At 50.4% G+C, this 25,768-nt stretch carries 24 protein-coding genes and 1 riboswitch; of the genes, 9 read left to right on the top strand and 15 right to left on the bottom strand.

Annotation, left to right across the window (positions count from 1 at the left end):
* Nucleotides 1-22: 22 nt before the first annotated feature.
* The gene (gene hldE, locus OGV98_RS02140) at nucleotides 23-1,456 is read left to right on the top strand and encodes a bifunctional D-glycero-beta-D-manno-heptose-7-phosphate kinase/D-glycero-beta-D-manno-heptose 1-phosphate adenylyltransferase HldE (RefSeq protein WP_003838125.1); all 1,434 of its coding nucleotides are present in this window, start codon (nucleotides 23-25) and stop codon (nucleotides 1,454-1,456) included.
* 92 nt (nucleotides 1,457-1,548) lie between these two features.
* Here the strand turns inward: hldE and OGV98_RS02135 are convergent, their stop codons facing one another.
* Together OGV98_RS02135 and OGV98_RS02130 are read right to left on the bottom strand one after the other, a co-directional pair.
* A complete protein-coding gene (locus OGV98_RS02135) occupies nucleotides 1,549-3,216 on the bottom strand; it encodes a flotillin family protein (protein ID WP_003838127.1) in 1,668 nt (555 codons plus the stop codon).
* A 23-nt stretch (nucleotides 3,217-3,239) separates the two neighbouring features.
* Nucleotides 3,240-3,869, bottom strand: a complete 630-nt coding sequence (locus OGV98_RS02130; RefSeq protein WP_003024624.1) for an OB-fold-containig protein — start codon at nucleotides 3,867-3,869, stop codon at nucleotides 3,240-3,242.
* A gap of 260 nt (nucleotides 3,870-4,129) precedes the next feature.
* Here OGV98_RS02130 and glgS point away from each other — a divergent pair, with 260 nt between their 5' ends.
* Nucleotides 4,130-4,336: a cell surface composition regulator GlgS gene (glgS, locus tag OGV98_RS02125; protein ID WP_019077704.1), complete on the top strand. Its 207-nt coding sequence runs from the start codon at nucleotides 4,130-4,132 to the stop codon at nucleotides 4,334-4,336.
* Between the two features lie 32 nt (nucleotides 4,337-4,368).
* On the opposite strand, the gene ubiK is transcribed toward glgS, so the two are convergent.
* Nucleotides 4,369-4,665: a ubiquinone biosynthesis accessory factor UbiK gene (ubiK, locus tag OGV98_RS02120; RefSeq protein ID WP_003024618.1), complete on the bottom strand. Its 297-nt coding sequence runs from the start codon at nucleotides 4,663-4,665 to the stop codon at nucleotides 4,369-4,371.
* Between the two features lie 132 nt (nucleotides 4,666-4,797).
* A riboswitch (FMN riboswitch) is annotated at nucleotides 4,798-4,947 on the top strand.
* Between the two features lie 106 nt (nucleotides 4,948-5,053).
* Here ubiK and ribB point away from each other — a divergent pair.
* Nucleotides 5,054-5,707, top strand: a complete 654-nt coding sequence (gene ribB, locus OGV98_RS02115) for a 3,4-dihydroxy-2-butanone-4-phosphate synthase (RefSeq protein WP_003828424.1) — start codon at nucleotides 5,054-5,056, stop codon at nucleotides 5,705-5,707.
* 54 nt (nucleotides 5,708-5,761) lie between these two features.
* Here ribB and OGV98_RS02110 read toward each other — a convergent pair whose 3' ends face one another.
* From OGV98_RS02110 to zupT, 8 genes are all read right to left on the bottom strand, one after another.
* Nucleotides 5,762-6,835 carry a fimbrial protein gene (locus OGV98_RS02110; RefSeq protein WP_044713706.1) on the bottom strand — a complete coding sequence of 358 codons (1,074 nt, stop codon included), beginning with the start codon at nucleotides 6,833-6,835 and terminating at the stop codon, nucleotides 5,762-5,764.
* Complete coding sequence (locus OGV98_RS02105) at nucleotides 6,832-7,563, bottom strand: fimbrial biogenesis chaperone (protein WP_202580993.1); 732 nt, start codon at nucleotides 7,561-7,563, stop codon at nucleotides 6,832-6,834. The genes OGV98_RS02110 and OGV98_RS02105 overlap by 4 nt, the downstream gene beginning before the upstream one ends.
* Nucleotides 7,564-7,576: 13 nt before the next feature.
* A complete protein-coding gene (locus OGV98_RS02100; protein ID WP_202580994.1) occupies nucleotides 7,577-10,024 on the bottom strand; it encodes a fimbria/pilus outer membrane usher protein in 2,448 nt (815 codons plus the stop codon).
* A 67-nt stretch (nucleotides 10,025-10,091) separates the two neighbouring features.
* Entirely contained in the window at nucleotides 10,092-10,655 is a 564-nt protein-coding gene (locus tag OGV98_RS02095; protein ID WP_044713712.1) for a fimbrial protein, read from the bottom strand.
* A gap of 428 nt (nucleotides 10,656-11,083) precedes the next feature.
* Nucleotides 11,084-11,755 (bottom strand): protein-disulfide oxidoreductase DsbI, encoded by a 672-nt coding sequence (dsbI, locus tag OGV98_RS02090; RefSeq protein ID WP_003838131.1) that lies wholly within the window; start codon nucleotides 11,753-11,755, stop codon nucleotides 11,084-11,086.
* 14 nt (nucleotides 11,756-11,769) lie between these two features.
* Nucleotides 11,770-12,438 (bottom strand): thiol:disulfide interchange protein DsbA/DsbL, encoded by a 669-nt coding sequence (locus OGV98_RS02085; protein WP_202580996.1) that lies wholly within the window; start codon nucleotides 12,436-12,438, stop codon nucleotides 11,770-11,772.
* Between the two features lie 23 nt (nucleotides 12,439-12,461).
* The gene (assT, locus tag OGV98_RS02080; protein WP_096889910.1) at nucleotides 12,462-14,258 is read right to left on the bottom strand and encodes an arylsulfate sulfotransferase AssT; all 1,797 of its coding nucleotides are present in this window, start codon (nucleotides 14,256-14,258) and stop codon (nucleotides 12,462-12,464) included.
* A gap of 640 nt (nucleotides 14,259-14,898) precedes the next feature.
* Nucleotides 14,899-15,672 carry a zinc transporter ZupT gene (zupT, locus tag OGV98_RS02070; RefSeq protein ID WP_286550985.1) on the bottom strand — a complete coding sequence of 258 codons (774 nt, stop codon included), beginning with the start codon at nucleotides 15,670-15,672 and terminating at the stop codon, nucleotides 14,899-14,901.
* Nucleotides 15,673-15,819: 147 nt separating this feature from the next.
* Here zupT and ygiD point away from each other — a divergent pair, with 147 nt between their 5' ends.
* Complete coding sequence (gene ygiD, locus OGV98_RS02065; protein WP_003846311.1) at nucleotides 15,820-16,608, top strand: 4,5-DOPA-extradiol-dioxygenase; 789 nt, start codon at nucleotides 15,820-15,822, stop codon at nucleotides 16,606-16,608.
* Between the two features lie 85 nt (nucleotides 16,609-16,693).
* On the opposite strand, the gene OGV98_RS02060 is transcribed toward ygiD, so the two are convergent.
* The 3 genes from OGV98_RS02060 to tolC form a co-directional block, all read right to left on the bottom strand.
* A complete protein-coding gene (locus OGV98_RS02060) occupies nucleotides 16,694-17,854 on the bottom strand; it encodes a glutathionylspermidine synthase family protein (RefSeq protein ID WP_016150989.1) in 1,161 nt (386 codons plus the stop codon).
* 5 nt (nucleotides 17,855-17,859) lie between these two features.
* The gene (locus OGV98_RS02055) at nucleotides 17,860-18,537 is read right to left on the bottom strand and encodes a DUF1190 family protein (RefSeq protein ID WP_003024591.1); all 678 of its coding nucleotides are present in this window, start codon (nucleotides 18,535-18,537) and stop codon (nucleotides 17,860-17,862) included.
* A gap of 157 nt (nucleotides 18,538-18,694) precedes the next feature.
* The gene (tolC, locus tag OGV98_RS02050; protein ID WP_085951568.1) at nucleotides 18,695-20,173 is read right to left on the bottom strand and encodes an outer membrane channel protein TolC; all 1,479 of its coding nucleotides are present in this window, start codon (nucleotides 20,171-20,173) and stop codon (nucleotides 18,695-18,697) included.
* A 199-nt stretch (nucleotides 20,174-20,372) separates the two neighbouring features.
* Here tolC and nudF point away from each other — a divergent pair, with 199 nt between their 5' ends.
* The 5 genes from nudF to parE are packed head-to-tail and all read left to right on the top strand — an operon-like array spanning nucleotide 20,373 to nucleotide 24,778.
* A complete protein-coding gene (nudF, locus tag OGV98_RS02045; protein WP_003024585.1) occupies nucleotides 20,373-21,005 on the top strand; it encodes an ADP-ribose diphosphatase in 633 nt (210 codons plus the stop codon).
* Nucleotides 21,002-21,424, top strand: a complete 423-nt coding sequence (locus OGV98_RS02040) for a DUF1249 family protein (RefSeq protein ID WP_003024582.1) — start codon at nucleotides 21,002-21,004, stop codon at nucleotides 21,422-21,424. The genes nudF and OGV98_RS02040 overlap by 4 nt, the downstream gene beginning before the upstream one ends.
* 24 nt (nucleotides 21,425-21,448) lie before the next feature.
* Entirely contained in the window at nucleotides 21,449-22,276 is an 828-nt protein-coding gene (cpdA, locus tag OGV98_RS02035; protein ID WP_003838143.1) for a 3',5'-cyclic-AMP phosphodiesterase, read from the top strand.
* Entirely contained in the window at nucleotides 22,276-22,857 is a 582-nt protein-coding gene (gene yqiA, locus OGV98_RS02030; RefSeq protein WP_003846314.1) for an esterase YqiA, read from the top strand. Before cpdA ends, yqiA begins: the two co-directional genes overlap by 1 nt.
* A gap of 28 nt (nucleotides 22,858-22,885) precedes the next feature.
* Entirely contained in the window at nucleotides 22,886-24,778 is a 1,893-nt protein-coding gene (gene parE, locus OGV98_RS02025; RefSeq protein WP_003024571.1) for a DNA topoisomerase IV subunit B, read from the top strand.
* A gap of 97 nt (nucleotides 24,779-24,875) precedes the next feature.
* Here parE and OGV98_RS02020 read toward each other — a convergent pair whose 3' ends face one another.
* Nucleotides 24,876-25,727, bottom strand: coding sequence for a helix-turn-helix transcriptional regulator (locus tag OGV98_RS02020; RefSeq protein WP_203398657.1), 852 nt, complete (start codon nucleotides 25,725-25,727; stop codon nucleotides 24,876-24,878).
* Between the last annotated feature and the right edge of the window lie 41 nt (nucleotides 25,728-25,768).

Here is a 25,768-nt window from a genome sequence, read left to right as displayed (position 1 = left end):
GAGAATCTCTCAGGAGACAGGAATGAAAGTAACGCTGCCAGAGTTTGAACGTGCAGGAGTCATGGTTGTCGGTGATGTGATGCTGGATCGCTACTGGTACGGCCCTACCAGCCGTATTTCACCTGAAGCGCCGGTTCCGGTGGTGAAGGTCGATACCATCGAAGAACGTCCCGGTGGCGCAGCAAACGTGGCGATGAACATTGCCTCTCTGGGCGCAAATTCCCGTCTGGTGGGTTTGACCGGTATCGACGACGCGGCGCGTGCGCTGAGCAAAACGCTGGCGGATGTGAACGTAAAATGCGACTTCGTTTCCGTGCCGACGCATCCGACAATCACCAAACTGCGCGTGCTTTCCCGCAACCAGCAGTTGATTCGTCTGGATTTTGAAGAAGGTTTTGAAGGCGTGGATCCGCAGCCGCTGCACGAGCGTATTAATCAGGCGCTGGGTTCTATTGGCGCTCTGGTGCTTTCCGACTACGCCAAAGGCGCGCTGGCAAGCGTGCAGCAGATGATTGCGTTGGCGCGTAAGGCTGGCGTGCCGGTACTTATCGATCCGAAAGGGACCGATTTTGAACGTTACCGCGGCGCAACGCTGCTAACGCCGAACTTGTCTGAGTTTGAAGCGGTAGTGGGTAAATGCAAAAGCGAAGATGAACTGGTTGAGCGCGGCATGAAATTGATTGCTGATTTCGACCTTTCCGCACTGCTGATTACCCGTTCAGAACAGGGGATGACGTTGCTGCAACCGGGCAAATCGCCACTGCATATGCCGACGCAGGCGCAGGAAGTGTATGACGTGACCGGTGCGGGCGATACGGTAATTGGCGTGCTGGCGGCGACGCTGGCGGCGGGTAACACACTGGAAGAGGCGTGCTATTTTGCCAACGCTGCAGCCGGTGTTGTGGTTGGTAAACTGGGAACCTCCACCGTTTCTCCGATTGAACTGGAAAACGCGGTGCGTGGTCGGGCTGATACTGGTTTTGGCGTGATGAGCGAATCTGAGCTGAAACAGGCCGTTGCCAGCGCCCGCAAGCGCGGTGAGAAAGTGGTGATGACTAACGGCGTGTTCGACATCCTGCATGCGGGCCACGTTTCCTATCTGGCAAATGCGCGCAAGCTGGGCGATCGCCTGATCGTGGCGGTAAACAGCGATGCGTCGACCAAACGTCTGAAAGGCGAAACGCGTCCGGTCAACCCGCTGGAACAGCGCATGATCGTGCTGGGCGCGCTGGAATCCGTCGACTGGGTGGTCTCTTTTGAAGAAGATACACCGCAGCGTCTGATCGCCGGCATCCTGCCGGATCTGCTGGTCAAAGGCGGTGACTATAAGCCAGAAGATATTGCGGGTAGCAAAGAGGTATGGGCGAACGGCGGTGAAGTGCTGGTGCTGAACTTCGAAGATGGCTGCTCAACGACCAATATCATCAAGAAGATCCAGAAAGACAGCGATAAATAACAATTGGAATGTTTGTCGGATGGCGGTGTCCGGCCTACGAGGTTGTAGGCCGGATAAAACGCGTAAGCGTTGCCATCCGGCATTTCTGTTTCTTATTCTTCAGTCGTTTTCTCAACAGGCTGTGGACTGTTTTTCAGCGGATCGGCCAGTGCCGACAGCGAACCGCCGGACAAACCAATTTCATTTAACAGCGAGTCAATCAGCGGCGCTTGTGTACGATAGGCAAGGGCGGCGGATAATGCCTGCTCAGCCAGATTCCCTCCGGTTACGTTACCTGCGGTCACTTCACCGACGGCGCCGCCACGATTCAGACCATCAACCTGGATAATCTTGATCCCATCGATAGATTTCATTGGCTCAACGGATTTCTCAATGACTGCTGGCAGGGACTGCAGCAGGGCCAGCTTAAATTTCAGACTGGTCTGTTCGTCGGAAAGCACGTTGATGGCATCGTTCAGCGCACGCTGGGCTTCGGCTTCCGCCAGACCTTTTTTCCGCGTGGCTTCGGCCAGTTCCACAATTGCCGCCGCCTGCAATTCTGCGGCTTCTTTTTCCGCTTTTGCCCGGACGGTCAGTTCAACCGCCTGGGTTTCTGCATCCTGAGCTGCGGCAATCAACGCCACCTGTTTGGCACGATCCGCTTCTGCGGTCTGGCGGGTGGTTTCTACGTTCTGCTGAGCGCGAACCGCTTCGGCCAGCGCATCGTTAGCGCGTGCTTCAGCCTGAGACTGCTGTTCGGACTTGGCGGCAATGGCGATAGATTTTGTCTGATTAGCAATCTCCGTTACCTGCTGTTGTTCGATTTCTTTAATGCGAACTTCACGCTCGGCCTCGACTTTTCTGGATCGCACCGCCTGTTCGCGCTCGATTTCTGTTTCCTGAATCTGGCGTTCTGCAAGAATGCGCGTCTGCTCAGCTTCACGATGACGTTCGGCTTCGAAGGCGGCAATTTTGGCGTTTTGCTCGGCCGTGCGGGTCTTCACCTGCTGCTCCTGCTCGAGAGTCATGAAGGCTTCCTGCTGTTCGATTTCCAGCTTGCGTGCCAGCGCATCACGGTTTTTCTCACGAACGGCAACTTCTACGTCCTGCTCGACTTCGTTACGTTCGCGACGACGGCGTTCTGTTTCCTGGGTCAGCTTGGTCAGACCCTCGGCATCAAAGGCGTTATTCGGGTTGAAATGGACTTTTTCGGTCTGGTTAAAGTTGGTGAGTGAAACGCTCTCCAGTTCCAGGCCGTTTTTGGACAGGTCTTCCGCGACGGTATTTTGTACGCCCTGAACGAAGTTTTCACGCGTATCCTGCAGTTCATGCATGGTCATCTGCGACGCAGTGGCACGTAGGGCATCAACAAACTTATCTTCTATTAGCACACGTAAATCCTCTGGTGACAGCGTCCGCTGTCCCAGCGTCTGTGCGGCGGTAGCAATCCCTTCAACAGACGGTTTTACACGTACGAAAAAGGCAACGACGACATCCACGCGCATACGGTCTTTGGTGATGAGACTGTCGACAGTTGAACGGCTCACCTCAAGTTTGAGGGTGTTCATGTTGATAGGAATAATTTCGTGGAAGATAGGCATGACAATTGCGCCGCCGCTCATCACCACTTTTTGTCCGCCAAGGCCGGTACGCACAAACGCCTGTTCAGCAGATGCGCGGCGATACAGGCGGGCAAAAATAATCCCGATAATTACTAAGACGACCACCGCCACAATGGCGGTAAACATCCATGAAGGTAACATGCCAAAAACATCATCCATCTATAAGATCCCTCTGTATAAAATTATAAAACAGTCGGCCAGGGGTTTAGCTCGGCCAGGTAACGCGTTGCGGAGAGTCGGCAGATAATCAGCACCTTGTCTCCTTTTTTGAATTCTTTGCCCGCTTCAGGCTCCAGCAGCACATAGTGAGTCTGCCCGAACTTATCGGTAAATTTGCCTTCGCAGGGGGTTCCGGCACTTGCGGAATGTCCGGTAATAATCGCCATGCTGCCGATAAATTCATCTTCAGCGAGGGCGGTGGTTTCATCCCGCGGCAGCCAGGGAGCAATGATTTTTCCGCTGTAATGCACGGCGAAGACGGCAAGAATAAAACTCACCGGAGCAAGCAGCAGGTTGCTGAGCGGTGCTTGCCACAGCGTGACCCAGCCATGCTGAAGGAGGATGCCGAAGAGTCCAAAGAAGCCAGCGAGTAAGCACAGTACGATCAGTGCCGGGATCCGCCCGATATTGAGATAGTGAAGCGCCTGGCCGATATTGCCGGAAGTCAGGGCATCGTAATGTTCGAGGTGAGCATCAAGCGCACCTGAAAGAAAATGGCCAAAAATAAGAGAGATGATTTCCAGTAGGCCAATCAACAGTACAAATGAAATAGCAAACAGGTAGGGGCTGTTGTAATCCGTGAATAATACCAAGTTGTTTCCTCCTGTTACTGCGTTCCCTGTCCGTGTCAAAAGTAATGGTTTTACCTCTTACTTTTACATGACGTTACAATAACATGCGTTACCCTGGTCTTTAATCCGAAAAGGGGCTCATCCCCCTCTTAGATTTCGTAGGAAACTGTGAAGCAGGCGGTTTTTTTGCGCACAATATGTACAGAATAACTTCGTATCCAGGGAAATACTGAAATTAGAAAAAGCATATGGCCTTAGCAGATATTCAATAACTGGAGGGTATGCTCATGAACAGCAACATGTATTCAATGAACAATTTCGATTTCCTGGCCCGTAGTTTTGCCAGAATGCAGGCTGAGGGCCATCCCGTTGATATCCAGGCGATAACCGGGAACATGGATGAAGAACATCGTAGCTGGTTTTGCAAACGCTATGCGCTGTACTGCCAGCAGGCGACGGAAGCCAGGAAGCTAGAACTGGAACACTAACAGAAAAACGGGCCTTGCGGCCCGTTGTCGTTTTACTCTTGCGGATCGACTGACGGGATCGCGGGGGCAGGTTTAACTTCTGCCGTTTTTTCACGCGATTCCAGCTCAGTCAGACGTTGCTCAAGCAGCGCCAGCTTTTCACGTGTGCGCAATAAAACCTGAGTCTGTACATCGAATTCTTCACGGCTTACCAGATCCAGACGGGTCAGCTGTGACTGCAGCGTTTGACGAATTTTCTTCTCGACGTCTTCGCCAAACTCGCGGATCCCTTTCGGCATCGACTCGTGAACCTGACGAGCAATCTGCTCAATTTTTTTCGGGTCAATCATTGTGGTTTCCCTGAACTGGTACGTGTTGCTGCCTATTGTAGTGCGAACTGGCACAGGCATAAACCAGAATTGTGTGAAGCTAAGACGAGTAAAGGCGTTGATGAAGGTAATCAATAGCGTTATAGTTAACCCGCTTATTCTCAGGGCGGGGCGAAATTCCCCACCGGCGGTAAATCAACTGATGTTGAAAGCCCGCGAGCGCTTTTTGTTACGGCAAAAAGGTCAGCAGATCCGGTGTAATTCCGGGGCCGACGGTTAGAGTCCGGATGGGAGAGAGTAACGATCCAGTCGGGCATGGACCCGCTCACGTTATTTTTTTGCCGCTTAGACGGTACTCCTAAGACTGCCCTGATTCTGGTAACCATAATTTTAGTGAGGTTTTTTTACCATGAATCAGACGCTACTTTCCTCTTTTGGTACGCCTTTCGAACGTGTTGAACATGCGCTGTCTGCGCTGCGTGAAGGACGCGGTGTGATGGTGCTTGACGATGAAGATCGCGAAAACGAAGGCGATATGATTTTCCCGGCAGAGACCATGACCGTAGAACAGATGGCGCTGACCATCCGTCACGGTAGCGGTATTGTATGCCTGTGCATCACTGAAGACCGACGCAAACAGCTCGATCTGCCAATGATGGTGGAAAATAATACCAGCGCTTACGGCACCGGTTTTACCGTGACCATTGAAGCAGCAGAGGGCGTGACCACCGGTGTTTCCGCTGCGGACCGTGTGACTACGGTGCGTGCGGCAATTAAGGATGGCGCCAAACCTTCCGATCTTAACCGTCCGGGGCACGTTTTCCCGCTGCGTGCTCAGGCTGGCGGCGTGTTGACCCGCGGTGGTCATACTGAAGCGACCATCGACCTGATGACGCTGGCAGGGTTTAAACCGGCAGGCGTGCTGTGCGAACTGACCAACGACGATGGCACCATGGCGCGAGCGCCAGAGTGCATCGAATTTGCCGGCAAGCATAATATGGCGGTGGTGACTATCGAAGACCTGGTGGCTTACCGTCAGGCGCACGAGCGCAAAGCCAGCTAATCGTACAGTGCCATGGTGAAGAAAAGCCGATGCAATGCCATCGGCTTTTTTTGTTTAGTTGTAGTTAATTTTAAATAACACTACCGTTTCAAATGGTCCGGTCTGAACGGCCTCGCCAGCGACTTGACTTAACTCTGCTTGATAACTTTTCTCTCTGGTCAATAATTCCGTATCAAATTCGGCATACTCTGCGTACGCGTTGTAGGTGGAGAGTGTATTATCTTCCATATTACGGATTTTTAATTGCAAGCCATTCCCTATTCTCAGTGAAGTATCATCTTCTGCTAATTCTTCAGTAGTATAGAATGAAGATGAAACTTTGAATGTATCAGTACATCCACTGTCTGCATTTAAATTCTTTATAGTCTTGATGGAGAAACTTTTGGTCATGGTTTTGGCATTGATTTCCATATTATTAAAGGTGCCAAAGTCAATGGTCTGATTTTCCGGATAAATGTTGAATTTTACGCTACAGTCCAGTACTCGAATTTGATCTAATCCAGTGACATGATATTTCAGGTTAGCGGCATCCGGGCTGACGTTGATACCACCAACACCATCAAACTGCACAAGAATATAATCACCGATGCTACTGGCGTAGTCGTGGGGGGGCATCGAAATCACTTTTACGTACAGGCGCATGCGGGCAATAAACGTTCTTGAATAGTGCGTATCTTCTGCATTACCTGAACAGAGATAATGTTCCCAACCGCTGGCTTTGATTTGCGCGGGGGTATAGATCTTAAGCTTCTGATTATCAATGCACTGATGTGTATCAATATTGACCGCACCTTGCGTGGCGTCATAATCAACGCCTTCATAGGTGACGCCCAGTTGATAATAGGTATCGTTGACTGAGGTGTAGGGGTTGACCCATGCGTAGACGTTTTCGCTGCTATAAGCATTTTCGGAGGTTGCGTTATCGCAGTAGACGGGGATTTTTATATCGTTGCTTTCCCAGATTTTGTCCCCGGGTTTGGCGTTGTTAGGGACTGCAAACGGCTCGATAGCGGTATAACCTTCAACAGGACCTCCGGTGGCTCCCAGATAGCAGTGAACCGCCAGCGCTGAACGAAAAGGGAGCGCGATGAATATTAACAGCAGAAATAACCGTAGCGTGCGGATCATTTTCTGGCCTCCGGCACGATAAGATCGCATTGACCATGGCATTTCACGTTCAGCATGCGCAGTCCGCCATAATCATCCATATATCCTAGTGCGAACGCATTTCCGTTATAACCGCCGGCATTTAATGTGACAGAGGAAAAAGGGGCAATCATCTTACTGCTAAAGCCTGACAATTGGCTTTTGCTGTCTTTGCCAAAAAAAGCCAACGTAATGTAGTAGGCGGTAGGATTATTAACCAACAGCGTATTTCCCTGTTGGCTAACTTTGAGCTGAAGTTCAACTTCAGTACCCGGCTTTTTCTTCAAAGCCGCTGGACGCCAGAACAATTTCAATCGAGATTGCAGGGCCATCTGCACAATGGCATTGCTTCCCTTATTTTCTGGCGCAGGCGGAATTTCACGGACATTAAAATAGAACAGCGTTTCCCGATCCTGAGGTAGTGAGCGAGCTTTATCCTGCTTAACGATCCTCACTTGTGAAATTGCGCTGGGATTTAAGCGTTGGATTGGAGGCAGGGCAACCAGAAAGGTGTCGTCCTTATTACCTTTTTCATCTTCAATCCATGAATAGGCCAGATAGGGCAGCTGCTTGCTTTGGTTTTCGATTTTCAGGCTGCTGGCCTTTTCGTTGCCGTTAAATATTATCCGCGTTCTGTCAGGTTGAATTGCCGCCTGAGAGGTGAGTGATAAGGCGAGTAGTACTATTGGCATTTTTTTAAATAATGTCATTTTTCATCCTTAATTAATGACAAGGTAAAATAAGGTTTTGCGTGGTGATATCCAATGTGTCTGGTAATGCGAAGGTGCATGTCTTTTTATCACCCCATTGAACTGTAAAGTGTTGCCCACTGTCGACACCACCAAGCCAGGCATGACCTTCTTCACTGACCATTCCTACTTCGGTATTGCTGGCAATATGCCGAACGATCGCGCCAAGTGGCGGGTAGTCTCCATTTTCCATTCTGATGGTGACGGTAATATTTTTGCCTGCACGGGATATCAGCGCTTTGTAACCGATAGCTCCTTCCGTCCAGGTTTGGCGGGTGATCGTTTCATCAACGGTAACGCCGTCAGGGAGATCGTTCATATTGACGGCGATGGTTGAGGGCTGATAACTGGATATCATCGGCACAACCGCAAAGCCGAAACTGTTGGTGCGGTTGATGTCACCCTGAACAGGGATATCGGCAATGCCATCGGCACCGATCATGACTCTGGGTTCATTGCCAAAGCTGCGACGGTGCAACGCTATACCGTTACGTGTTGCAGTCATTGAACCGCTCCAACTGGCGCTGACAGAGGTGTAGTCGCTGGCAGCATAGCTTCCGGAGAACTGTAGTTCGCCCGCAGGGGTAGTATGCTGGTAGTTGCCCCTGAATTGCGCGCCGTTATCTGGCTTGTCGGTGGCGGTTCCTGCGGAAACGTCCCAGGTATTACGGGGATCGGAGGAATCATTCCATGAGAGAGTGTTAGTGGTGTTGCTGCTATTGCGCATGTCGTAATTCAACCGCCGACCAAAGTCGAAGGGAACGGAGAACGAAACGTAAATCTGCTTATCGTTATCACTCTCTTCGTAATGCGTTGTGCTGAAGGATGTCGATAGCGATAAACCTTTCCAGTCACCGATATCGAAATTAAATCCGGCAGTTACGGATGCGGTAGTAGAGCTGTCGCCATCCCACCATTGCTGGCGTAGTGCGCTGACGTACAAATTCATCCGCAAAGGATCGATCGGCTGGTTGAAGGCGATGCTTACGGTCTGCTTTTCGTCCTGCGTATCAGCATTGTTGTACTGATGGGCGATAAAGTTGGCATAGCTATGAAATTCACGTTCGGAGAAACGATATGCCGCAAGTGAAATCTGGCTGTTTGTCGCATCAAAGCGTTTGCTGTAGTTCAGTCGGTAACTGAGACCGTTTTCTTGATGACCATCATCGAAAGTGCTGCTGGCACGTGTAACGTCAAATGAAAGTGCGCCCAGCCATAGCATATTCTGCCCAATGCCGAGTGCCGCAGAGCGATAATCGCTGCCTCCTGCGAGGATCCCGCCATACAGCGAGGTATTGGACAATACTCCCCACGAGGCTTCTCCACTGGCAAAGGTCTCATCGATCACATGATGCGAGATGTCCGGACGTGCACGGCCTGCCGCGATTTTGTAACGGACCTGCCCCTCGCGGGTCAAGAAGGGCGTGGATGCTGCAGAAACCTGAAATGTATTGGTTCTGCCATCTTCCTCGGTGATTTTAACATCTAGCGTACCCTGTACCGATTGGTTGAGATCGGTAATGACAAAGGGGCCAGGGGCAACCTTTGTTTGATAAATAACGCGACCGGAGTGGCTGACGGTGACGGTCGCATTGGTTTGTGCGATACCGCTGATTTGTGGGGCATAGCCACGTAATTCCCACGGCAGCATGCGATCGTCGCTTGCCAGTGCAGCGCCATTATAGGAAAAACCGTCGAAGATATTGGAACTTAGATCAGTTTCTCCCAGTGTGAGTTTGGCGCCCAGAGAAGGGAGAGGGCGAAAAAGATAGGTACGCGAAATGCTCCGTGTCGTTTGGGTGTTTTTTTCATTGCGGTTCTGACTGATTTGGTAATCGCTACGTAAGCGCCACGCGCCCATATTCAGACCCGAAGTACCGTATGAGTTTATATTTTCTGTACTTGCGCCCTGATCGGGGCGATAAGTGCTGGCAAATAAGTTGTAGTCGAAGAGCAAGCCATTTACGCCGTGATCCCAGGTGGATGGCGGCATCCAGCTCTCTGATTTCCATGCCATTAATACTTGCGGAATACTAATATCCAGGTGTTGATTCGCAATGTCTAGCGTAAACGCAATGTCGGCGTATGCGGTGAAATCTACGCAATTGTTCTGCATTGGCAGGGAACGTAAAATTTTCTCTTTTAACCCCAATTGCTCGGCAAGATCGGTAGGAATACAGACTGCAACACCTTCACCTTTTTTCCCCCAGCTCAGTTGGCGGCCAGAGGAGATTTGGTTTTTATTCACAGCAATTGTGACAAAGTAGTTCCCAGGGGCAATTGAGAGATCATCTTTTAGTAGTGAGAGATCCACACTGCTACGCATGGATTTATCCAGTACATTCAGGTTGAATTCGACGGCCAGAGTGGAAAATGACAACAGTAGCCCACATCCATAGGCCACGACCTTGCAGGTATTCATGGCAATCCTTACCTATACCCAAGCGTTGCAAGTGTTATAGGGTGGCCATCCGGCCACCATAATGTGACTACTTATAGGTAAGTCTGTAGGTTGCCGTCGCGGCGACAGCGCCCACGGTGACATCCGTTGCGCCAATTTTTTCCATATAGGCTTGGAATGGAAGGATTTGAGTCGCTGATCCTGCACTTAGATCAATGGTTTTTGCGGTCCCCAGAGTAATCTTCGTGCTTGTTTTGTCCAGAAGGCGTACGCCAACATTTGTTGCACCACTGGCAAAAGTATTGCTAAGCAGGCTGGTATCTTCAGCTGTAACGCTGTCACTGTTAAATGTGACATCAACTTTGGACACAGGTACATCGCTGCCATTATTTGAGTGTGGCAGATCGCAATTGACTAAGTGAAGGCTGGAGTCAACCGCATCAGAATGTCCGTTAGTATTGATATAGCTGGCAGGAACTTCACCCAGCTCAACCTGCTTGTCAATATCGTCAGGTTCAATGGCGCAAGGGGCATTAATAATGGTACCCGTGAAGGTTATTTTGCCGCTACCACCGTCAACATCGGCGAAGGCACTGGTGGTAGTTAATGTGGCGATAGCCACGGCTAATAACGTTTCTTTGCCTAGTTTCATACAATCATTCCTTTAGTAATATACAATATCCTTTATGCTTAAGTCGAAATAATAGGTTTTTTAAAATATTATATCACCAGGATATTTTGTTTTTGCGTGATATTCGGAATTTGACCCGGTATTGATTAAGTTTGGTGTATATATATTTCGATGTTGCAATTTGCATTGCATTTGATGAGAGAATGAATGGTGTTTTATTATTATTTTTCGTGGTGTTGACTCTAAGGTGATTATTGTAAAGCTGTGATTTAGATGAGGTTTTTTTCTGAAAATCAGAATATATAAATATTGATTTATTATTGTTTGCGCCAAATAATTTGCGTTTTGTATGATTTTAACCGAAGGGAAGCAAGCAGCAGGATTGTATAACCATCGTAAAAAAAGCAGAAATCTGAATACAGACTTCTGCTTTGGTTTTTCCATTCAGGTTATTTGGCCCTGGCCAGTTTCAATGCCCATGCGCCGCTCATTATCACCAACAGCAATAAACATAAGCCAAAGGCTAGCAGGCATGCCTGCGCCATGTTCATAAATTGCCACGGTGGAAGCAGATACCAGCCTTCAGACTGTTGGTATAGATCGATAAACCACTTTTGCGTACTGCTGAGTGCCACGCCATCAGGCACTATGGGGGCATCATAGCCGCAATCTCCAGTGGGTTTAAACCACTCCGGAGCCCAGTTTGCCAGCGGCAAATTGAAAGGGAATGTCGGATCGGTGGAACACCCCTGGACGCCAAACAGCGAATCCGGGCTATGTACCGCATGATGAATATCATTGAGTTTGAGCGAGAACTTAATGCCCATGATGCTGCCGTAAAATGCCGCAATGCAGCCAATAAGCTTCAGAACAACATTTTTAGGGTTTATTGCCGCGATCAATCCACCGAAAACCATCACAAACATGGCAAAGCGAATGTAGACACACTGCTCGCAGGGGGCCATATAGAGATAGATTTGGAAAAACGAGTGGGCCAATATTATTAACCCGCCCATCGCGCAGGCCATCAGTAGCCACAGAAAGCGCCGTTCCTGCCATCTCACCAGCGTATCAACCGGCGTGGTACGTAAGTCCCGCCACAATCCTTTTATGAAAACCATAGCCTCGTCCCTGTTTATTTTGTTGCCAGCTCTCTGACAAGCTCAGCCATGGAGTCAATGGATTTGATACTCTTGGTGTAGATCAGGTATTTACCGTTAACGACGTAAGCCGGAACCCCCTGAATTTTGGCGACGTTGTATGCCGCTTTCCATTTCTCCAGCGTTTGCTGAACGGTGGGATCTTGCAGCGCGGCGTCAAAATCTGCCTGGCTCATGCCTGCAGCATCCAGGCCTGTTTTAATGAATGCGGCCGGATCTTTACCATCTGACCAGCGCTCTTTCTTGTCGTGGTAAGCAGCGTAATAAGCGAATTTCGCTTTTTTGAACTGTGATTTGGCATCAAATAATGAAATCCCTGCTGCCTGATCTTTAGCAATCATTACTGCAAAAACTTCACTGGCCTGTTTACCATATTCCCCTTTGGTTTCCAGATGAAATGGTGTGAAGGTGACGAGATCGGCAACTTTTTCAGAAACCGGGCCAGTCACGGCTTTATCATATTTGTAACAGAACGGACAGGCGTAGCTGAATACTTTTATTAACGTCTTATCAGCATTAGGAATCGGTTTCTCTAAAACCATATAATCAGTGCCTTCTGTAAAAGCGGAGGCGGCAAACGACGAGGCAAGTGCGGCGGTTAATATCACGCTTTTAAATAATGAAGTAATCCATTTAGATGACATAATTAATCCTTAATCTAACGCGATTATTTAAACATGTGTTGTGGGCGGACCAGTAATGCACGGTAGTGCGTTTGGTTCGGCTTATCTGAAAGAACATCAATCTCAACTTTGACTTCTTTGGTCTTATAATCAATTTCGTTGATCTTGCCGATGGTTGGTTGTCCAACGTCAAATAAATTAATTGAGCCACCAAAGCCAAACATGGTGTCACGGTCTTTCTGATATTCGATAACCGAGGTGATGGGACTATAGAAATCGTAGCCGCGTTCTTTTCCGTATTCCCAAATTTGCTGAACGGTTCCTTTTTTCTCGTCAACTTTATATTCGACGAAACGGGAATATTTCATCGTCGGCAATGCCGGTTGTTCGAGCCCACGACCATCGCCGTTGTCAAAGATGGTTAATGTCCCTTTGCTCGAGAGCCATGCGGTGTGTTGGGTGTAGGTAAAATCGAAATCAGTATTCTCGCACTTACCGTTTTCGTCACATTTTAGCGCGTTGCCCTTATCATCAACCGGTTTTAACAGCTTGCTTGCCAGCGCCTTATTCCAGCCTTTCGACGGTGCCAGAATCCACTTCACCTGTTTATCGCGACCGATTTTGACAACACCCTGATGGCGGGAAGAGATAATAATGGAGTCATCTTTGGCATCATAGGCAATGGAGTTAACGTGCGCCCAGTTACGACCAGCACCCACTCCGAGGGCGTCACCGTAAGGAGTATCTGGCTCCAGTTTCGCCTGTTGACCGGCATGAGCGAGGTCAACGTTGACGCATACCGCGCCTGCGTCCAGTGCACCCAAAAGCGCATCACGCATCGGATCGAGTATCTTTGTCAGATCCCACACATCAACCACACGACCGGACTTGTCTACTTCAATTATCTGATCGCGGATGGTTTGCACATGGATGCCATCTTCTTTGCGATAATCGCGTTTGCCCACGCGAAGCAACACGGTGTCGTTGATTGTTTCGATCGATTCATGCGACGCGTCGAGGAAGCCGCGCGGTAGCTTATGATCGGCCAGAATCTGCCCCATCATATCGAATTCGTACCAATGCTGACCCTGAACGGCTGTGAAGGTGCCGCGCGGCGTTTCCCGGATACCCATCAAGTAACCGCGCTTATTGATATCCATGTCATGGCCATCGTAAAAGGTATCTTGATCCAGCCACCAACGATATTCACCTTCCGTATCGACGACAAAGGTAAAGGGTGCGATATCAAAAGGTAATGCGCCACCGGCTGGACCTGCATCCAGGATGCCGGCATTTTTGTCTTTTTCACCATGCCAGTGGAATTCTGCTCCCTGTGGGGTGAAAGTATGGGTATTCACCAGATAGAGACGGTCTTCAAAGCCAGGCGCTACCTTAATAACTTTCGTTTGCTGTAAATCGGAAATAGAACGGTTATCCATGTAGTGATTAACGATGGCGGACGTTTGCACCACATAATCATCCTTCATGGCTTTGCCATTTTCTTTATATTCAACGGTGACCTTATTGGCAAACTTTTGATAAAGGCCAAAAATAGGTATGCCATCGTAGGTAGCGAGTGACTCTTTGCCCACGGCATATGTCACAGGAATCCCTTTTTCACCTTTACCATGAACGGTGACTTTGACATCTGAAATAACGTGACTATCTAATTCAACCAGTGCGGTAAGCGGGGCGTTTCCGTATGGGTCAACCACTATTGCCCCCAGTTTTCCCGCAGGTTGAGCGGGTTGAAAACCTGCGGCAAACGAATTTCCAGCGGTTAATCCAAACGTCAGTGCGAGTGTGCCAGCGAGAAGTGTTTTTCGGTATTGTCTAAACATGGATATATCTCCTTATATTAACTTTAAATATAATTTCACTGAATATATTATGTTTTTACGATATGGCTAAAAATGAAAATGGTACTACTGATGTCACTTTTATTGTGGGTATATAAATATTGATGAAGTGTATTATTCTACAAAATCTAATTTTTATTGTTTTCTGGATAGTATGAGTGAGGTATTTTAAGGACAATGTTTATTATTGCTTAGTGTGATCTCGTCGACAGAGTTTTATTTTTTTATAACTGTTTTAGCTATTGGCATAGCTGCTGGTTTATATGATCGAAATCATATATTTGTTTCTGAAATATGCCACTATAGGGGTATGTCAGAATAAGTTTATGTAAAATTTTAACGTTAAATGTTTAATGATGTTAAATGTTAAGGGTAAAAGAATGTTTATTGCCTGGTATTGGATCGTATTAATTGCACTCGTTGCATTGGGTTATTATTGCCATATGAAGCGTTATTGTCGGGCATTCCGACAAGACAGAGACGCATTGCTTGAGGCGCGAAACAAACTCTTCCGACGTTCTGGTGAAGATAACAGCGTGATTAAGGAACAGGAATAGTCCTTCACGTTCTGCTATGGATGAGCGGATGCTGTAAAATAGCAGGGTGGCATCCGCCCTCTGGATTATCCGATTCCCATGGACTGGAGGATGACGAGACTTAACCCCATCATCGACATTCCGCACAGGACCCCATAGCTGGGATTATTATTTGGGTCGATCTCTTTTGCCAGTGGCATCAATTCATCGACTGACAGCGCCACCATAATACCCGCGACTGCCGCCATTATTGCCGCCATCACCACAGGCGAGATGAGACTCCCCAGAATTAACCACGCCAGTACGCCGCCCAGTATTTCTGCCATGCCCGAGATCCCGGCCCAGAATATCGCCGTACGTTTGGAGCCCGTTGCTGCATAGACCGGACCTGCAACGGCTAATCCTTCAGGAATATTGTGTAATGCGACGGCAAGCGCAATACCAAAGCCCAGCTCGAGGTTGCTGCTGGCGGTAACAAACGTCGCAATCCCTTCCGGAAAATTGTGCAGGCTGATGCCGAGCGTTAATAAGATCGCGGTACGTTTAATGGATCCGGGTAGAGGCTGCGTTGTTTTTTGTACCAGATCCTGAGGGTGCGCGTGCGGCAATAGACGGTCCAGGCCAAAGTAGCCCAGCAAGCCGACGATAAACATTCCGTAGCCCAGAACTGGCGACATGCCTTCAGCGGCCAGCGCAGCAGGTAGCATTTCCATTAGAGAGATCAGTAGCATAATCCCGGCAGCGAAGCCTAAAGAAAAGGCGAGAACGCGGTTGGAAGGCTTTTGCCCTAACACGCCGAGAAATGCGCCGATAAACGTGGCGGCACCTGCCAGTAAAGTCAGAAGTAAAGGTACTGACATCGACAAATAAAACTCCTTATCAATCTGCTTTCCGGACTGGATCGTCAAAATAACTGATGATCTTCATCATGGTTATCTGAGTTCTTCATCAACCGAATAAGCGTATTGTAATGGTATCAAAATGACTCCCTCAGTAAGGATATCATCATGTCTTCAACTCGTATGCCAGCATTGTTTTTGGGCCACGGTAGCCCGATGAATGTTCTGGAAGATAACGTTTATACCCGTGCCTGGCAGCAACTGGGGGAAACGTTGCCGCGTCCGAAAGCCATTGTGGTGGTCTCGGCGCACTGGTTCACCCGTGGAACGGGTGTGACAGCGATGGAAGCGCCTAAAACGATCCACGATTTCGGCGGTTTTCCGCAAGCGCTGTATGACACCCATTACCCAGCGCCCGGTTCGCCTGAACTGGCGCAGCACCTGGTTGATTTACTTGCTCCTGTACCCGTCGCGTTAGACAAAGAGGCGTGGGGTTTTGACCACGGTTCCTGGGGCGTACTGATCAAGATGTACCCGAATGCCGACATCCCGATGGTGCAGTTAAGCATCGATAGTACAAAACCGGCGGCCTGGCATTTTGAGATGGGCCGCAAGCTGGCGGCACTGCGTGATGAGGGTATTATGCTGGTGGCCAGTGGTAACGTGGTGCATAACCTGCGTACTGCGCGTTGGCACGGTGAGAACACGCCATATCCGTGGGCAACCTCATTCAATGATTATGTTAAGGCTAACCTGACCTGGCAGGGACCGGTTGAGCAGCACCCGCTGGTGAACTATCTCGATCATGAAGGTGGATCGTTGTCGAACCCGACGCCAGATCACTATCTGCCGCTGCTGTATGTTCTCGGGGCATGGGATGGTAAAGAGTCTGTTACGATCCCTGTAGATGGTATCGAGATGGGAAGTTTAAGTATGTTGTCGGTGCAGGTTGGGTGATGAACGCCCGATGGCGCTACGCTTATCGGGCATTAAGTTCGTGCCGTAGGCCGGGTAAGGCGGAGCCGCCACCCGGCACTCTCAATCATTCGACAAAAATATGCGGATAGAAACGTGACAGATCCTGCGTGATCAACGCACGGTCTTCACGAATGCCGATCCCGGCTGGTTGATCGTTGATCAGCCAGCTGCCGATCAGCATGTAGCTGTCGCCAAACTTCGGCAGCTGATGGAACTGCTGCACGATCATGCCTTCTTCACCGTACGGGCCTTCCACCGCTTCGATCGTTTTACCGTTCTCAACGATCGACACGTTAGCGCCTTCACGCGAGAAGATCGGTTTGACAACGAATTTATCCATCTGTGGGTAGTCGTCTTCGGCGAAATACGCTGGCAGCAGGTTCGGATGATTCGGGAACATTTCCCATAACAGCGGTAACAGTGCTTTATTGGAAATAATGCTCTTCCAGGCGGGTTCCAGCCAGCGAACGCCAGCGTCTTCCAGCTTGGTGGAGAACATTTCACGCAGCATGAATTCCCACGGATAGAGCTTGAACAGGTTAGCGATCACCTGATCCTGCATATCGGTGAATTGGCCTTTTTCACCAAGACCAATATCTTCTACATAGAGGAATTCTGTAGCGATCTCAGCTTCGGCCGCGCAATCCTGCAGATACTGGATCGTACCGCGATCTTCCACCGTATCACGACAGCAGGTCAGATGTAGCAGTTGAAAACCATACTGTTCACGCAGCTCGGTGAAACGCTCGATAAGCTTTTCCTGCAGACTGTTGAACTGATCGCTGCCTTCCGGCAGGTTGCCCGCATTGAGCTGATCTTCCAGCCAGATCCACTGGAAAAACGCGGCTTCGTACAGCGAGGTTGGCGTATCAGCGTTATTTTCCAGCAGTTTGGGTTCACCGGTTCCATCCCACGCCAGATCGAGACGTGAATAGAGCGACGGTTGCTGTGTCAGCCAGGACTGGCGGACAAAACCCCAGGTATGCTTCGGAATGCGAAACTTGGTCATCAGCTCATCGCTGGCAATGACCTTTTCCACCACTTTGAGGCACATCTGATGCAGCTCTGCGGTGACCTCTTCCAGCTTTTCAACCTGAGCAAGGGTGAGTTTGTAGTACGCGTCTTCACACCAGTACGGCTCGCCGTACATAGTGTGAAAATTAAAACCGTATTCGGTGGCTTTATCGCGCCAGTCCGGGCGCTCAACAATACTGACTCTTTCCATGACGATCAGCCACCCATTGAACGTGTGGTGGTGCCGCTTGCGCTACGCTGCATGGTGCTCTGTTTGGCCACAGACTCACCAAATCCGCCGCGGGTTACGGTAGAGGTGGTGGCTGGTTTCGGTGCCATAGCGGTTTTCGGTACGGTCATGGTGCGACCCGGCGTTGCTGCGCCGTAGTTTTTACCGCTGGCATCTGTGTATTTGCCGTAAGCCGGGCTGGCTGGGTTTTTCGAGCTAAACAGCGGTTGCTGAGCGCCCATTCCGCCACCCATCAGTCGGCCCATCATGTAGCCTGCCATCAGTGGCATCCAGAAGCTGCCGCTGCTTTGATTCTGCGCCTGAGCCTGACCTTCACCGGTCGGCGCCATACCTGCTTGCGCAGGAGCCTGCTGGCACTGGCCTTCGCCGAATTCAGCGATACAGTCTTCACGAGTGGCGTATTTTGGCGCGGTACGTTCAGCTTCTTTCAGCGCATTGTTAAACGCGGTAGTACATTCGGCGCTTTTACCTGGATTCGCTGCAGAGCAGTCGTCAGCGTTCTGATAAAGCGAAACCGTTTCGTCACTCTTTTCACAGCCCGCGAGCATAAACACTGCGGTAACTGCCAGGGCGACAGGAGTCAGATGGCGCGCGCTCCAGCTTTTGCGGAACGAGGCGTGATGTATAGATTTTGTCCGTTTCATTTTTGTCTTCCAGGACCCAGTGGTAAACACAGTAAATAATGCTCAGGATAGAGGATGACTGGTCGAAATTGAAGCGGGAAGAGGCGAGAATGCGCAGGAAGGGGCGGATCTTTACGTTGTCTTACGTTCAGACGGGGCCGAAGCCCCGTCATCAGCATCAGTTACGGAACGGGTTGTTGCCGTTGCTGCTGGTTGAACGTGCTGCTGTCGGCTGAGCCGCAGGCAAATTGCCAGTGCCGTTAAAGTCATTCACGGCGGCATCTTGTTGTGGATTTTGCGGTGCTACGGTATCCGGCGTTGTGGATACCGGTTTACCCAGCGTATTGTTCAGTGCCACCAAATCCTGCTCGTTCAGCGTACCGAGCGCAGATTTGACGTTTAACTGATTGATAAGATAGGTATAACGCGCATTTGCCAGTTGCTGTTTGGCGTTGTACAGCGTGGTGGTGGCATCCAACACATCCACAATGGTACGTGTACCTACGGAATAACCGGCTTCCATCGCATCCAATGAGCTTTGAGCAGAGACAACCGCTTGTTTGTACGCGTTAATGCTACTAATAGAAGCATTAATGTTGTTGAATGAAGAACGAACGGTCTGCACCACGCTACGGTGTGCGCTTTCCAGTTGTTCACTCGCGCCAACAAAGTTGTACTGCGCTTGTTTCACCTGCGAGTTAACCATCCCGCCCTGGTACAGCGGCAGCGAGAAGCTCAGACCGATTTTGTTCTGGCCCATGTTGCTGTCGTCATACTGGGAGCTGTTGGTTTTAGATCCGCTGTACGAGGTGTCAGATACCCCGGTAGAGGCGGTTAAATCCAGCGTTGGTAAGTGACCATCCTGTGCCTGACGAATCTGCTCACGCGCCAGATCCTGGCTTAAACGCGCCTGCAACAAAGTCAGGTTGCGGTTTTCCGCTTCTTTCAGTAGCGCATTCACCGCCTGCGGTTTGTTGGTTTTGAAACCATCAACATTCAGCGAAGCCAGTTCCGGGTAATAGTTACCGGTCACCTGACGCAGCTGTTCTACCGCGTTATCCAGATTGTTACGCGCGGTCACTTCGTTCGCCAGCACGGTGTCGTATTGTGAACGGGCGTTCTGCACGTCAGTGATGGCGACCAGACCAACGTTAAAACGCTGAGTGGTCTGATCTAACTGACGATAAACCGCATCTTTCTGTGCCTGGGTGTAAGACAGCACATCAATCGCGTTCAGTACGTTAAAATAGGCCGTAGCGGTATTCAGGATCAGCGTTTGCTGATCGGTCTGATACGTTACGTCCTGGATGCCCGCTGATTTTTCTTGCAGCGTCAGGGCACGCCATTTAGACATGTCGAACAGCGTCTGAGTCAATTGTAATGACGCGCTGGTGGCATTGGAGTTGACGCCGTTTGCATCACGGTAGCCATTGCTGTAGGTGTAATCGGCACCTAAACCCAGTTGCGGCAGTAATGGACTACGCGCTTCGTTAATTTTTTCGAATGCAGCATCGCGATCGGCGGCGGATTTACGCAATTCCGGGTTGCTCAGGCGTGCTTGCTGATAAACCTGCATCAGGTTTTCTGCCTGGCTCAAAGTACTGAACCCCGACAGGCTCAGGCCGATAAGGATGGGGAGCAATTTCTTCATTTGCATTCCTTGTTGTGAAGCAGTATTTAGCGCTGATCAAATTGTAAAAATATTTGCTGATTCTAGCAGAATCCGCCACTGCAAAAAGTTGGCGTTACGTGCCATACGGCGTTAATTTGCATCAATTTAACACAAGGGCGTTCAAACATCAGTCAAACGACCTTGAAATTCACATTTTAATCACTATTGGTTTCAGGACAGCACAATGCGTAAACCAGACAACTTGCCAATGACTTTCACTAAAAATGATGTAGAAATTATTGCACGAGAAACGCTATACCGCGGTTTTTTTTCACTGGATCTTTATCGGTTCCGCCATCGCCTGTTTAACGGTGGTATGAGCGGTGAGGTAAAGCGCGAAATTTTTGAGCGCGGACACGCGGCAGTCTTGCTACCCTTTGACCCTGAGCGGGACGAAGTTGTACTGGTCGAGCAGATCCGTATCGCGGCGTTTGATACCAGCGAAAGCCCGTGGCTACTGGAAATGGTAGCCGGAATGATCGAAGAGGGCGAAACCGTTGAAGATGTGGCCCGTCGTGAAGCGATGGAAGAAGCCGGACTGGACGTTAAACGTACGAAACCCGTTCTGAGCTATCTGGCAAGCCCTGGCGGCACCAGTGAGCGCCTGTCTATTTTAGTTGGCGAAGTGGACGCTACGACCGCGAGCGGAATTCATGGTCTGGCTGATGAAAACGAAGATATTCGTGTTCATGTGGTGAGCCGGGAGCAGGCTTATCAATGGGTAGAAGAGGGGAAAATCGACAACGCGGCTTCTGTCATCGCCTTGCAATGGTTACAGCTGCACTATCAAGAGTTAAAAACTGAGTGGAAAAAATGAAGCGTTACACACCTGACTTCCCTGAAATGATGCGCCTGTGCGAAACCAACTATTCGCAATTGCGCCGCCTGCTGCCACGTAATGATGCAGCCGGTGAAACAGTGAGCTATCAGGTAGCAAACGCACAATATCGGTTAACGATCGTTGAATCGACCCGATACACTACGCTTGTCGCGATCGAACAAACGGCGCCGGCTGTCACATACTGGAGCCTGCCGTCATTGACCGTGCGCCTGTATCATGACGCGAGGGTGGCTGAAGTGTGTTCAAGTCAGCAGATCTTTCGCTTCAAAGCGCGGTATGATTATCCAAATAAAAAGTTGCATCAACGCGACGAAAAGCATCAAATTAATCAGTTTCTGGCCGACTGGCTACGGTACTGTTTAGCACATGGAGCGATGGCGATTCCGGTTTATTAGCGTCGTGAAACCTAAGGACACCATTTGGAAAGCCTGTTAACCCTTCCTTTGGCTGGTGAGGCCAGAGTCAGGATCTTACAAATTACAGACACTCACCTGTTTGCCGAAAAGCATGAAACGCTGCTGGGTGTGAATACCTGGGACAGTTATCAATCCGTACTGGATGCCATACATGCAGAGTCGCCTGAGTACGATCTGATCGTCGCGACGGGTGATTTGGCGCAGGATCAATCCGCTGCGGCCTATCAGCATTTTGCTGAGGGCATCGCAAGCTTTCGTGCGCCCTGCGTTTGGCTACCGGGCAATCACGATTTTCAGCCGGCAATGTACAGCGCGCTGCAGGATGCGGGAATTTCCCCTGCCAAGCGTGTTTTCATCGGCGAACAGTGGCAAATTTTGCTGCTCGACAGCCAGGTGTTCGGCGTTCCCCACGGTGAATTAAGTGAATTCCAGCTCGAATGGCTGGAGCGTAAACTTGCTGATGCACCAGAGCGTAATACCTTGCTGCTTCTGCATCATCATCCTCTGCCTGCGGGTTGTAGCTGGCTCGATCAGCATAGCCTGCGCAATGCCGCTGAGCTGGATAACGTGCTGGTGAACTATCCACGCGTGAAGTATCTGCTGTGCGGGCATATTCATCAGGAACTGGATCTGGACTGGAACGGACGCCGCCTGCTGGCGACGCCGTCGACCTGCGTGCAGTTTAAGCCGCACTGTTCCAACTTCACATTGGATACCATCAGCCCCGGCTGGCGGACGCTGGAGCTTTTTGCTGACGGGACGTTGCAGACTCAGGTACGTCGTCTGCAGGGTAATCGGTTCCACCCTGATACCGCTTCAGAAGGCTACTGATGTCTACGCTTCTCTATCTTCACGGATTTAATAGCTCTCCTCGTTCGGCGAAGGCGTGTTTGCTGAAAAGCTGGCTGGCGGAGCACCATCCGCACGTTGAGATGATCGTACCGCAGCTGCCGCCGTATCCGGCCCAGGCCGCAGAGATGCTGGAATCGATCATTCTTGAACATGGCGGAGAGTCGTTGGGGATTGTCGGATCCTCATTAGGTGGTTATTACGCCACCTGGCTGTCGCAATGTTTTATGCTGCCGGCAGTGGTGGTGAACCCTGCTGTACGGCCTTATGAACTGCTGGTCGACTATCTCGGTCAAAACGAGAACCCCTACACGGGGCAGCAATATGTGCTAGAGTCACGCCATATTTACGATCTTAAAGTCATGCAGATTGACCCGCTGGAAGCGCCGGATTTGATCTGGCTGCTCCAACAAACGGGCGATGAAGTGTTGGACTACCGCCAGGCGGTGGCGTATTACGCCTCCTGCCGTCAGACAGTTATTGAGGGCGGAAACCACGCATTCACGGGCTTCGAAGATTATTTCAACCCGATTGTCGATTTCCTTGGACTGCACAGTTTCTGACGATCAATTCGAATTGCTTATTTAAACCATGACGCAAACTTATAACGCTGATGCCATTGAGGTACTCACTGGGCTTGAGCCGGTACGCCGTCGCCCTGGGATGTACACCGATACGACCCGTCCGAACCATCTTGGACAGGAAGTGATTGATAACAGTGTGGATGAAGCACTGGCGGGCCACGCGAAACGCGTGGACGTGATCTTACATGCCGACCAGTCTCTGGAAGTCATTGATGACGGACGCGGCATGCCAGTAGACATTCACCCTGAAGAGGGCGTTCCGGCGGTTGAGCTGATCCTCTGTCGTCTGCACGCGGGCGGCAAGTTCTCCAACAAGAACTACCAGTTCTCCGGTGGTCTGCACGGTGTGGGGATCTCCGTTGTTAACGCCCTGTCCAAACGTGTGGAAGTGAACGTACGCCGCGATGGGCAGGTATACAACATCGCGTTTGAGAATGGCGATAAAGTGCAGGATTTACAGGTTGTCGGTACCTGCGGCAAACGCAACACCGGGACCAGCGTGCACTTCTGGCCGGATGAAAGCTTCTTTGACAGCCCGCGTTTTTCTGTTTCGCGCTTAACGCACGTACTGAAAGCCAAAGCGGTACTGTGCCCGGGCGTTGAAATCACCTTCAAGGATGAGGTTAACAACAGCGAACAGCGTTGGTGCTACCAGGATGGTCTGAATGACTATCTGAGCGAAGCGGTGAATGGCCTACCGACGCTGCCGGAAAAACCGTTTATCGGTAATTTCAGCGGTGAGACGGAGACGGTGGACTGGGCGCTGCTCTGGCTGCCGGAAGGCGGTGAGCTGCTGACCGAAAGCTATGTGAACCTGATCCCAACTATGCAGGGCGGGACGCACGTCAACGGTCTGCGTCAGGGTCTGCTGGACGCGATGCGCGAGTTCTGCGAATACCGCAATATTTTGCCGCGCGGCGTGAAGCTGTCGGCGGAAGATATCTGGGATCGCTGTGCTTACGTGCTGTCGGTAAAAATGCAGGATCCGCAGTTTGCCGGACAAACCAAAGAACGCCTCTCTTCGCGTCAGTGTGCGGCGTTTGTTTCTGGCGTGGTGAAAGATGCCTTCAGCCTGTGGCTGAACCAGAACGTACAGTCAGCTGAACTGCTGGCTGAGATGGCAATTTCCAGCGCCCAGCGTCGTCTGCGTGCGGCGAAAAAAGTGGTGCGTAAAAAGCTGACCAGCGGTCCGGCGCTGCCGGGTAAACTGGCGGACTGTACTGCACAGGATCTTAACCGCACCGAACTGTTTCTCGTCGAAGGTGACTCCGCAGGTGGTTCCGCCAAACAGGCGCGCGATCGTGAATATCAGGCGATCATGCCGCTCAAAGGTAAGATCCTCAATACCTGGGAAGTCTCTTCCGATGAAGTGCTGGCTTCGCAGGAAGTGCACGATATTTCGGTGGCGATCGGTATCGATCCGGACAGCGACGATCTGAGCCAGTTGCGTTACGGTAAGATCTGTATCCTGGCGGATGCGGACTCCGATGGTCTGCACATCGCCACGCTGCTGTGCGCACTGTTTGTGAAACACTTCCGCACGCTGGTGAAACACGGTCACGTGTACGTGGCGCTGCCGCCGTTATACCGTATCGACCTCGGTAAAGAGGTGTATTACGCGCTGACGGAAGAAGAGAAAGCGGGCGTACTGGAGCAGTTAAAGCGCAAGAAAGGTAAGCCGAACGTGCAGCGCTTTAAAGGACTGGGTGAAATGAACCCGATGCAGCTTCGTGAAACCACGCTGGATCCGAACACCCGTCGCCTGGTGCAGCTCATTATCGATGATGAAGACGATCAGCGTACCAACGCAATGATGGATATGCTGCTGGCCAAGAAGCGTTCTGAAGACCGTCGTAACTGGTTGCAAGAGAAAGGCGACCTGGCGGATCTCGAAGGGTAAGCATGATGTTAAATGCCGGATGGCGCTTCGCTTATCCGGCCTACATTCGCATTGTGCCCGTAGGCCTGATAAGACGCATCAGCGTCGCCATCAGGCGTTACAGCTTATGCCGCTTGCGATACTGCAACGGCGTCTCGCCAATGCCTTTACCGAAGGCGCTGATGAAGTATGTTACCTCTGAAAATCCCACCTTTTGAGCAATCTCCCGCACGCTGATTTCACTGTGTAACAGCGCTTCACAGGCTTTGCGTAACCGCAGCGTATTGAGATAGTCGAGAATGCTCTCGCCCGTTTCCATCTGGAAGCGGCGGGATACATAGCTTTTGGATTTATCCAGTTCCTGCGCCAGCGCCGCCAGACTAAATTTGTGGGTGTAATGCTCATCCAGCCAGAACATCACCTGACTGGCAATTCCGCTGCTAATTTCCGGCATATTGCCATTATCGTCAGGTAACAGGCTGAATAAATTGACTAACAGACAGGCAACCTGCTCAGTGCTCAGCGGTTTCTGAGCGGCCATTTTTTCATAACGGCTGAAGAGAAAATCAACATGTGGATGAACATTCGCCGCGTCGACGACCCATGCTTCACTGCCGCGAATGCTCAGATTTTGCAGATGCTGTTGAGTATGCGGCAAGTCGCGCAACACCTTCAGTACCGCATGTTGATCGAGATGAATAATGGTACGTCGATAACCATCCCGCGCCTGCTCATCGACCCAGATCTTGTGTAGGGTAAACGGTGGGAAAAAGAACATTCGTCCCGGTCGCATGGTGTATTGCTTATGGTCAACCGTAACCACGCCAAAGCCTTCTTCCACATACAGCACTTCCAGACACTGATGCCAGTGGTGATAACGCACCGTATTGGCGAATAAACGGCTGAACGATGCAACCGCATCATTAAGGGCGATCAGCTCCAGACGTTCTTGCGGTGAGGATAAAGTCATAGTGCAATAGATTTAAATTTTTGCCGCCGAATGGTAATTTA

This window comes from Citrobacter sp. Cf136, assembly GCF_030333815.1.
GTDB classification, from domain to species: domain Bacteria; phylum Pseudomonadota; class Gammaproteobacteria; order Enterobacterales; family Enterobacteriaceae; genus Citrobacter; species Citrobacter freundii.
This window is presented reverse-complemented; position numbering and strand designations above follow the sequence as displayed.

What these genes read in the sequence shown, in the direction of transcription:
- hldE (WP_003838125.1), top strand. Translation starts at nt 23, where the DNA reads ATGAAAGTAACGCTGCCAGAGTTTGAACGTGCAGGAGTCATGGTTGTC.
- OGV98_RS02135 (WP_003838127.1), bottom strand. Translation starts at nt 3,216, where the DNA reads ATGGATGATGTTTTTGGCATGTTACCTTCATGGATGTTTACCGCCATT.
- glgS (WP_019077704.1), top strand. Translation starts at nt 4,130, where the DNA reads ATGCTCATGAACAGCAACATGTATTCAATGAACAATTTCGATTTCCTG.
- ubiK (WP_003024618.1), bottom strand. Translation starts at nt 4,665, where the DNA reads ATGATTGACCCGAAAAAAATTGAGCAGATTGCTCGTCAGGTTCACGAG.
- ribB (WP_003828424.1), top strand. Translation starts at nt 5,054, where the DNA reads ATGAATCAGACGCTACTTTCCTCTTTTGGTACGCCTTTCGAACGTGTT.
- OGV98_RS02110 (WP_044713706.1), bottom strand. Translation starts at nt 6,835, where the DNA reads ATGATCCGCACGCTACGGTTATTTCTGCTGTTAATATTCATCGCGCTC.
- OGV98_RS02105 (WP_202580993.1), bottom strand. Translation starts at nt 7,563, where the DNA reads ATGACATTATTTAAAAAAATGCCAATAGTACTACTCGCCTTATCACTC.
- OGV98_RS02100 (WP_202580994.1), bottom strand. Translation starts at nt 10,024, where the DNA reads ATGAATACCTGCAAGGTCGTGGCCTATGGATGTGGGCTACTGTTGTCA.
- OGV98_RS02095 (WP_044713712.1), bottom strand. Translation starts at nt 10,655, where the DNA reads ATGAAACTAGGCAAAGAAACGTTATTAGCCGTGGCTATCGCCACATTA.
- dsbI (WP_003838131.1), bottom strand. Translation starts at nt 11,755, where the DNA reads ATGGTTTTCATAAAAGGATTGTGGCGGGACTTACGTACCACGCCGGTT.
- OGV98_RS02085 (WP_202580996.1), bottom strand. Translation starts at nt 12,438, where the DNA reads ATGTCATCTAAATGGATTACTTCATTATTTAAAAGCGTGATATTAACC.
- assT (WP_096889910.1), bottom strand. Translation starts at nt 14,258, where the DNA reads ATGTTTAGACAATACCGAAAAACACTTCTCGCTGGCACACTCGCACTG.
- zupT (WP_286550985.1), bottom strand. Translation starts at nt 15,672, where the DNA reads ATGTCAGTACCTTTACTTCTGACTTTACTGGCAGGTGCCGCCACGTTT.
- ygiD (WP_003846311.1), top strand. Translation starts at nt 15,820, where the DNA reads ATGTCTTCAACTCGTATGCCAGCATTGTTTTTGGGCCACGGTAGCCCG.
- OGV98_RS02060 (WP_016150989.1), bottom strand. Translation starts at nt 17,854, where the DNA reads ATGGAAAGAGTCAGTATTGTTGAGCGCCCGGACTGGCGCGATAAAGCC.
- OGV98_RS02055 (WP_003024591.1), bottom strand. Translation starts at nt 18,537, where the DNA reads ATGAAACGGACAAAATCTATACATCACGCCTCGTTCCGCAAAAGCTGG.
- tolC (WP_085951568.1), bottom strand. Translation starts at nt 20,173, where the DNA reads ATGCAAATGAAGAAATTGCTCCCCATCCTTATCGGCCTGAGCCTGTCG.
- nudF (WP_003024585.1), top strand. Translation starts at nt 20,373, where the DNA reads ATGCGTAAACCAGACAACTTGCCAATGACTTTCACTAAAAATGATGTA.
- OGV98_RS02040 (WP_003024582.1), top strand. Translation starts at nt 21,002, where the DNA reads ATGAAGCGTTACACACCTGACTTCCCTGAAATGATGCGCCTGTGCGAA.
- yqiA (WP_003846314.1), top strand. Translation starts at nt 22,276, where the DNA reads ATGTCTACGCTTCTCTATCTTCACGGATTTAATAGCTCTCCTCGTTCG.
- parE (WP_003024571.1), top strand. Translation starts at nt 22,886, where the DNA reads ATGACGCAAACTTATAACGCTGATGCCATTGAGGTACTCACTGGGCTT.
- OGV98_RS02020 (WP_203398657.1), bottom strand. Translation starts at nt 25,727, where the DNA reads ATGACTTTATCCTCACCGCAAGAACGTCTGGAGCTGATCGCCCTTAAT.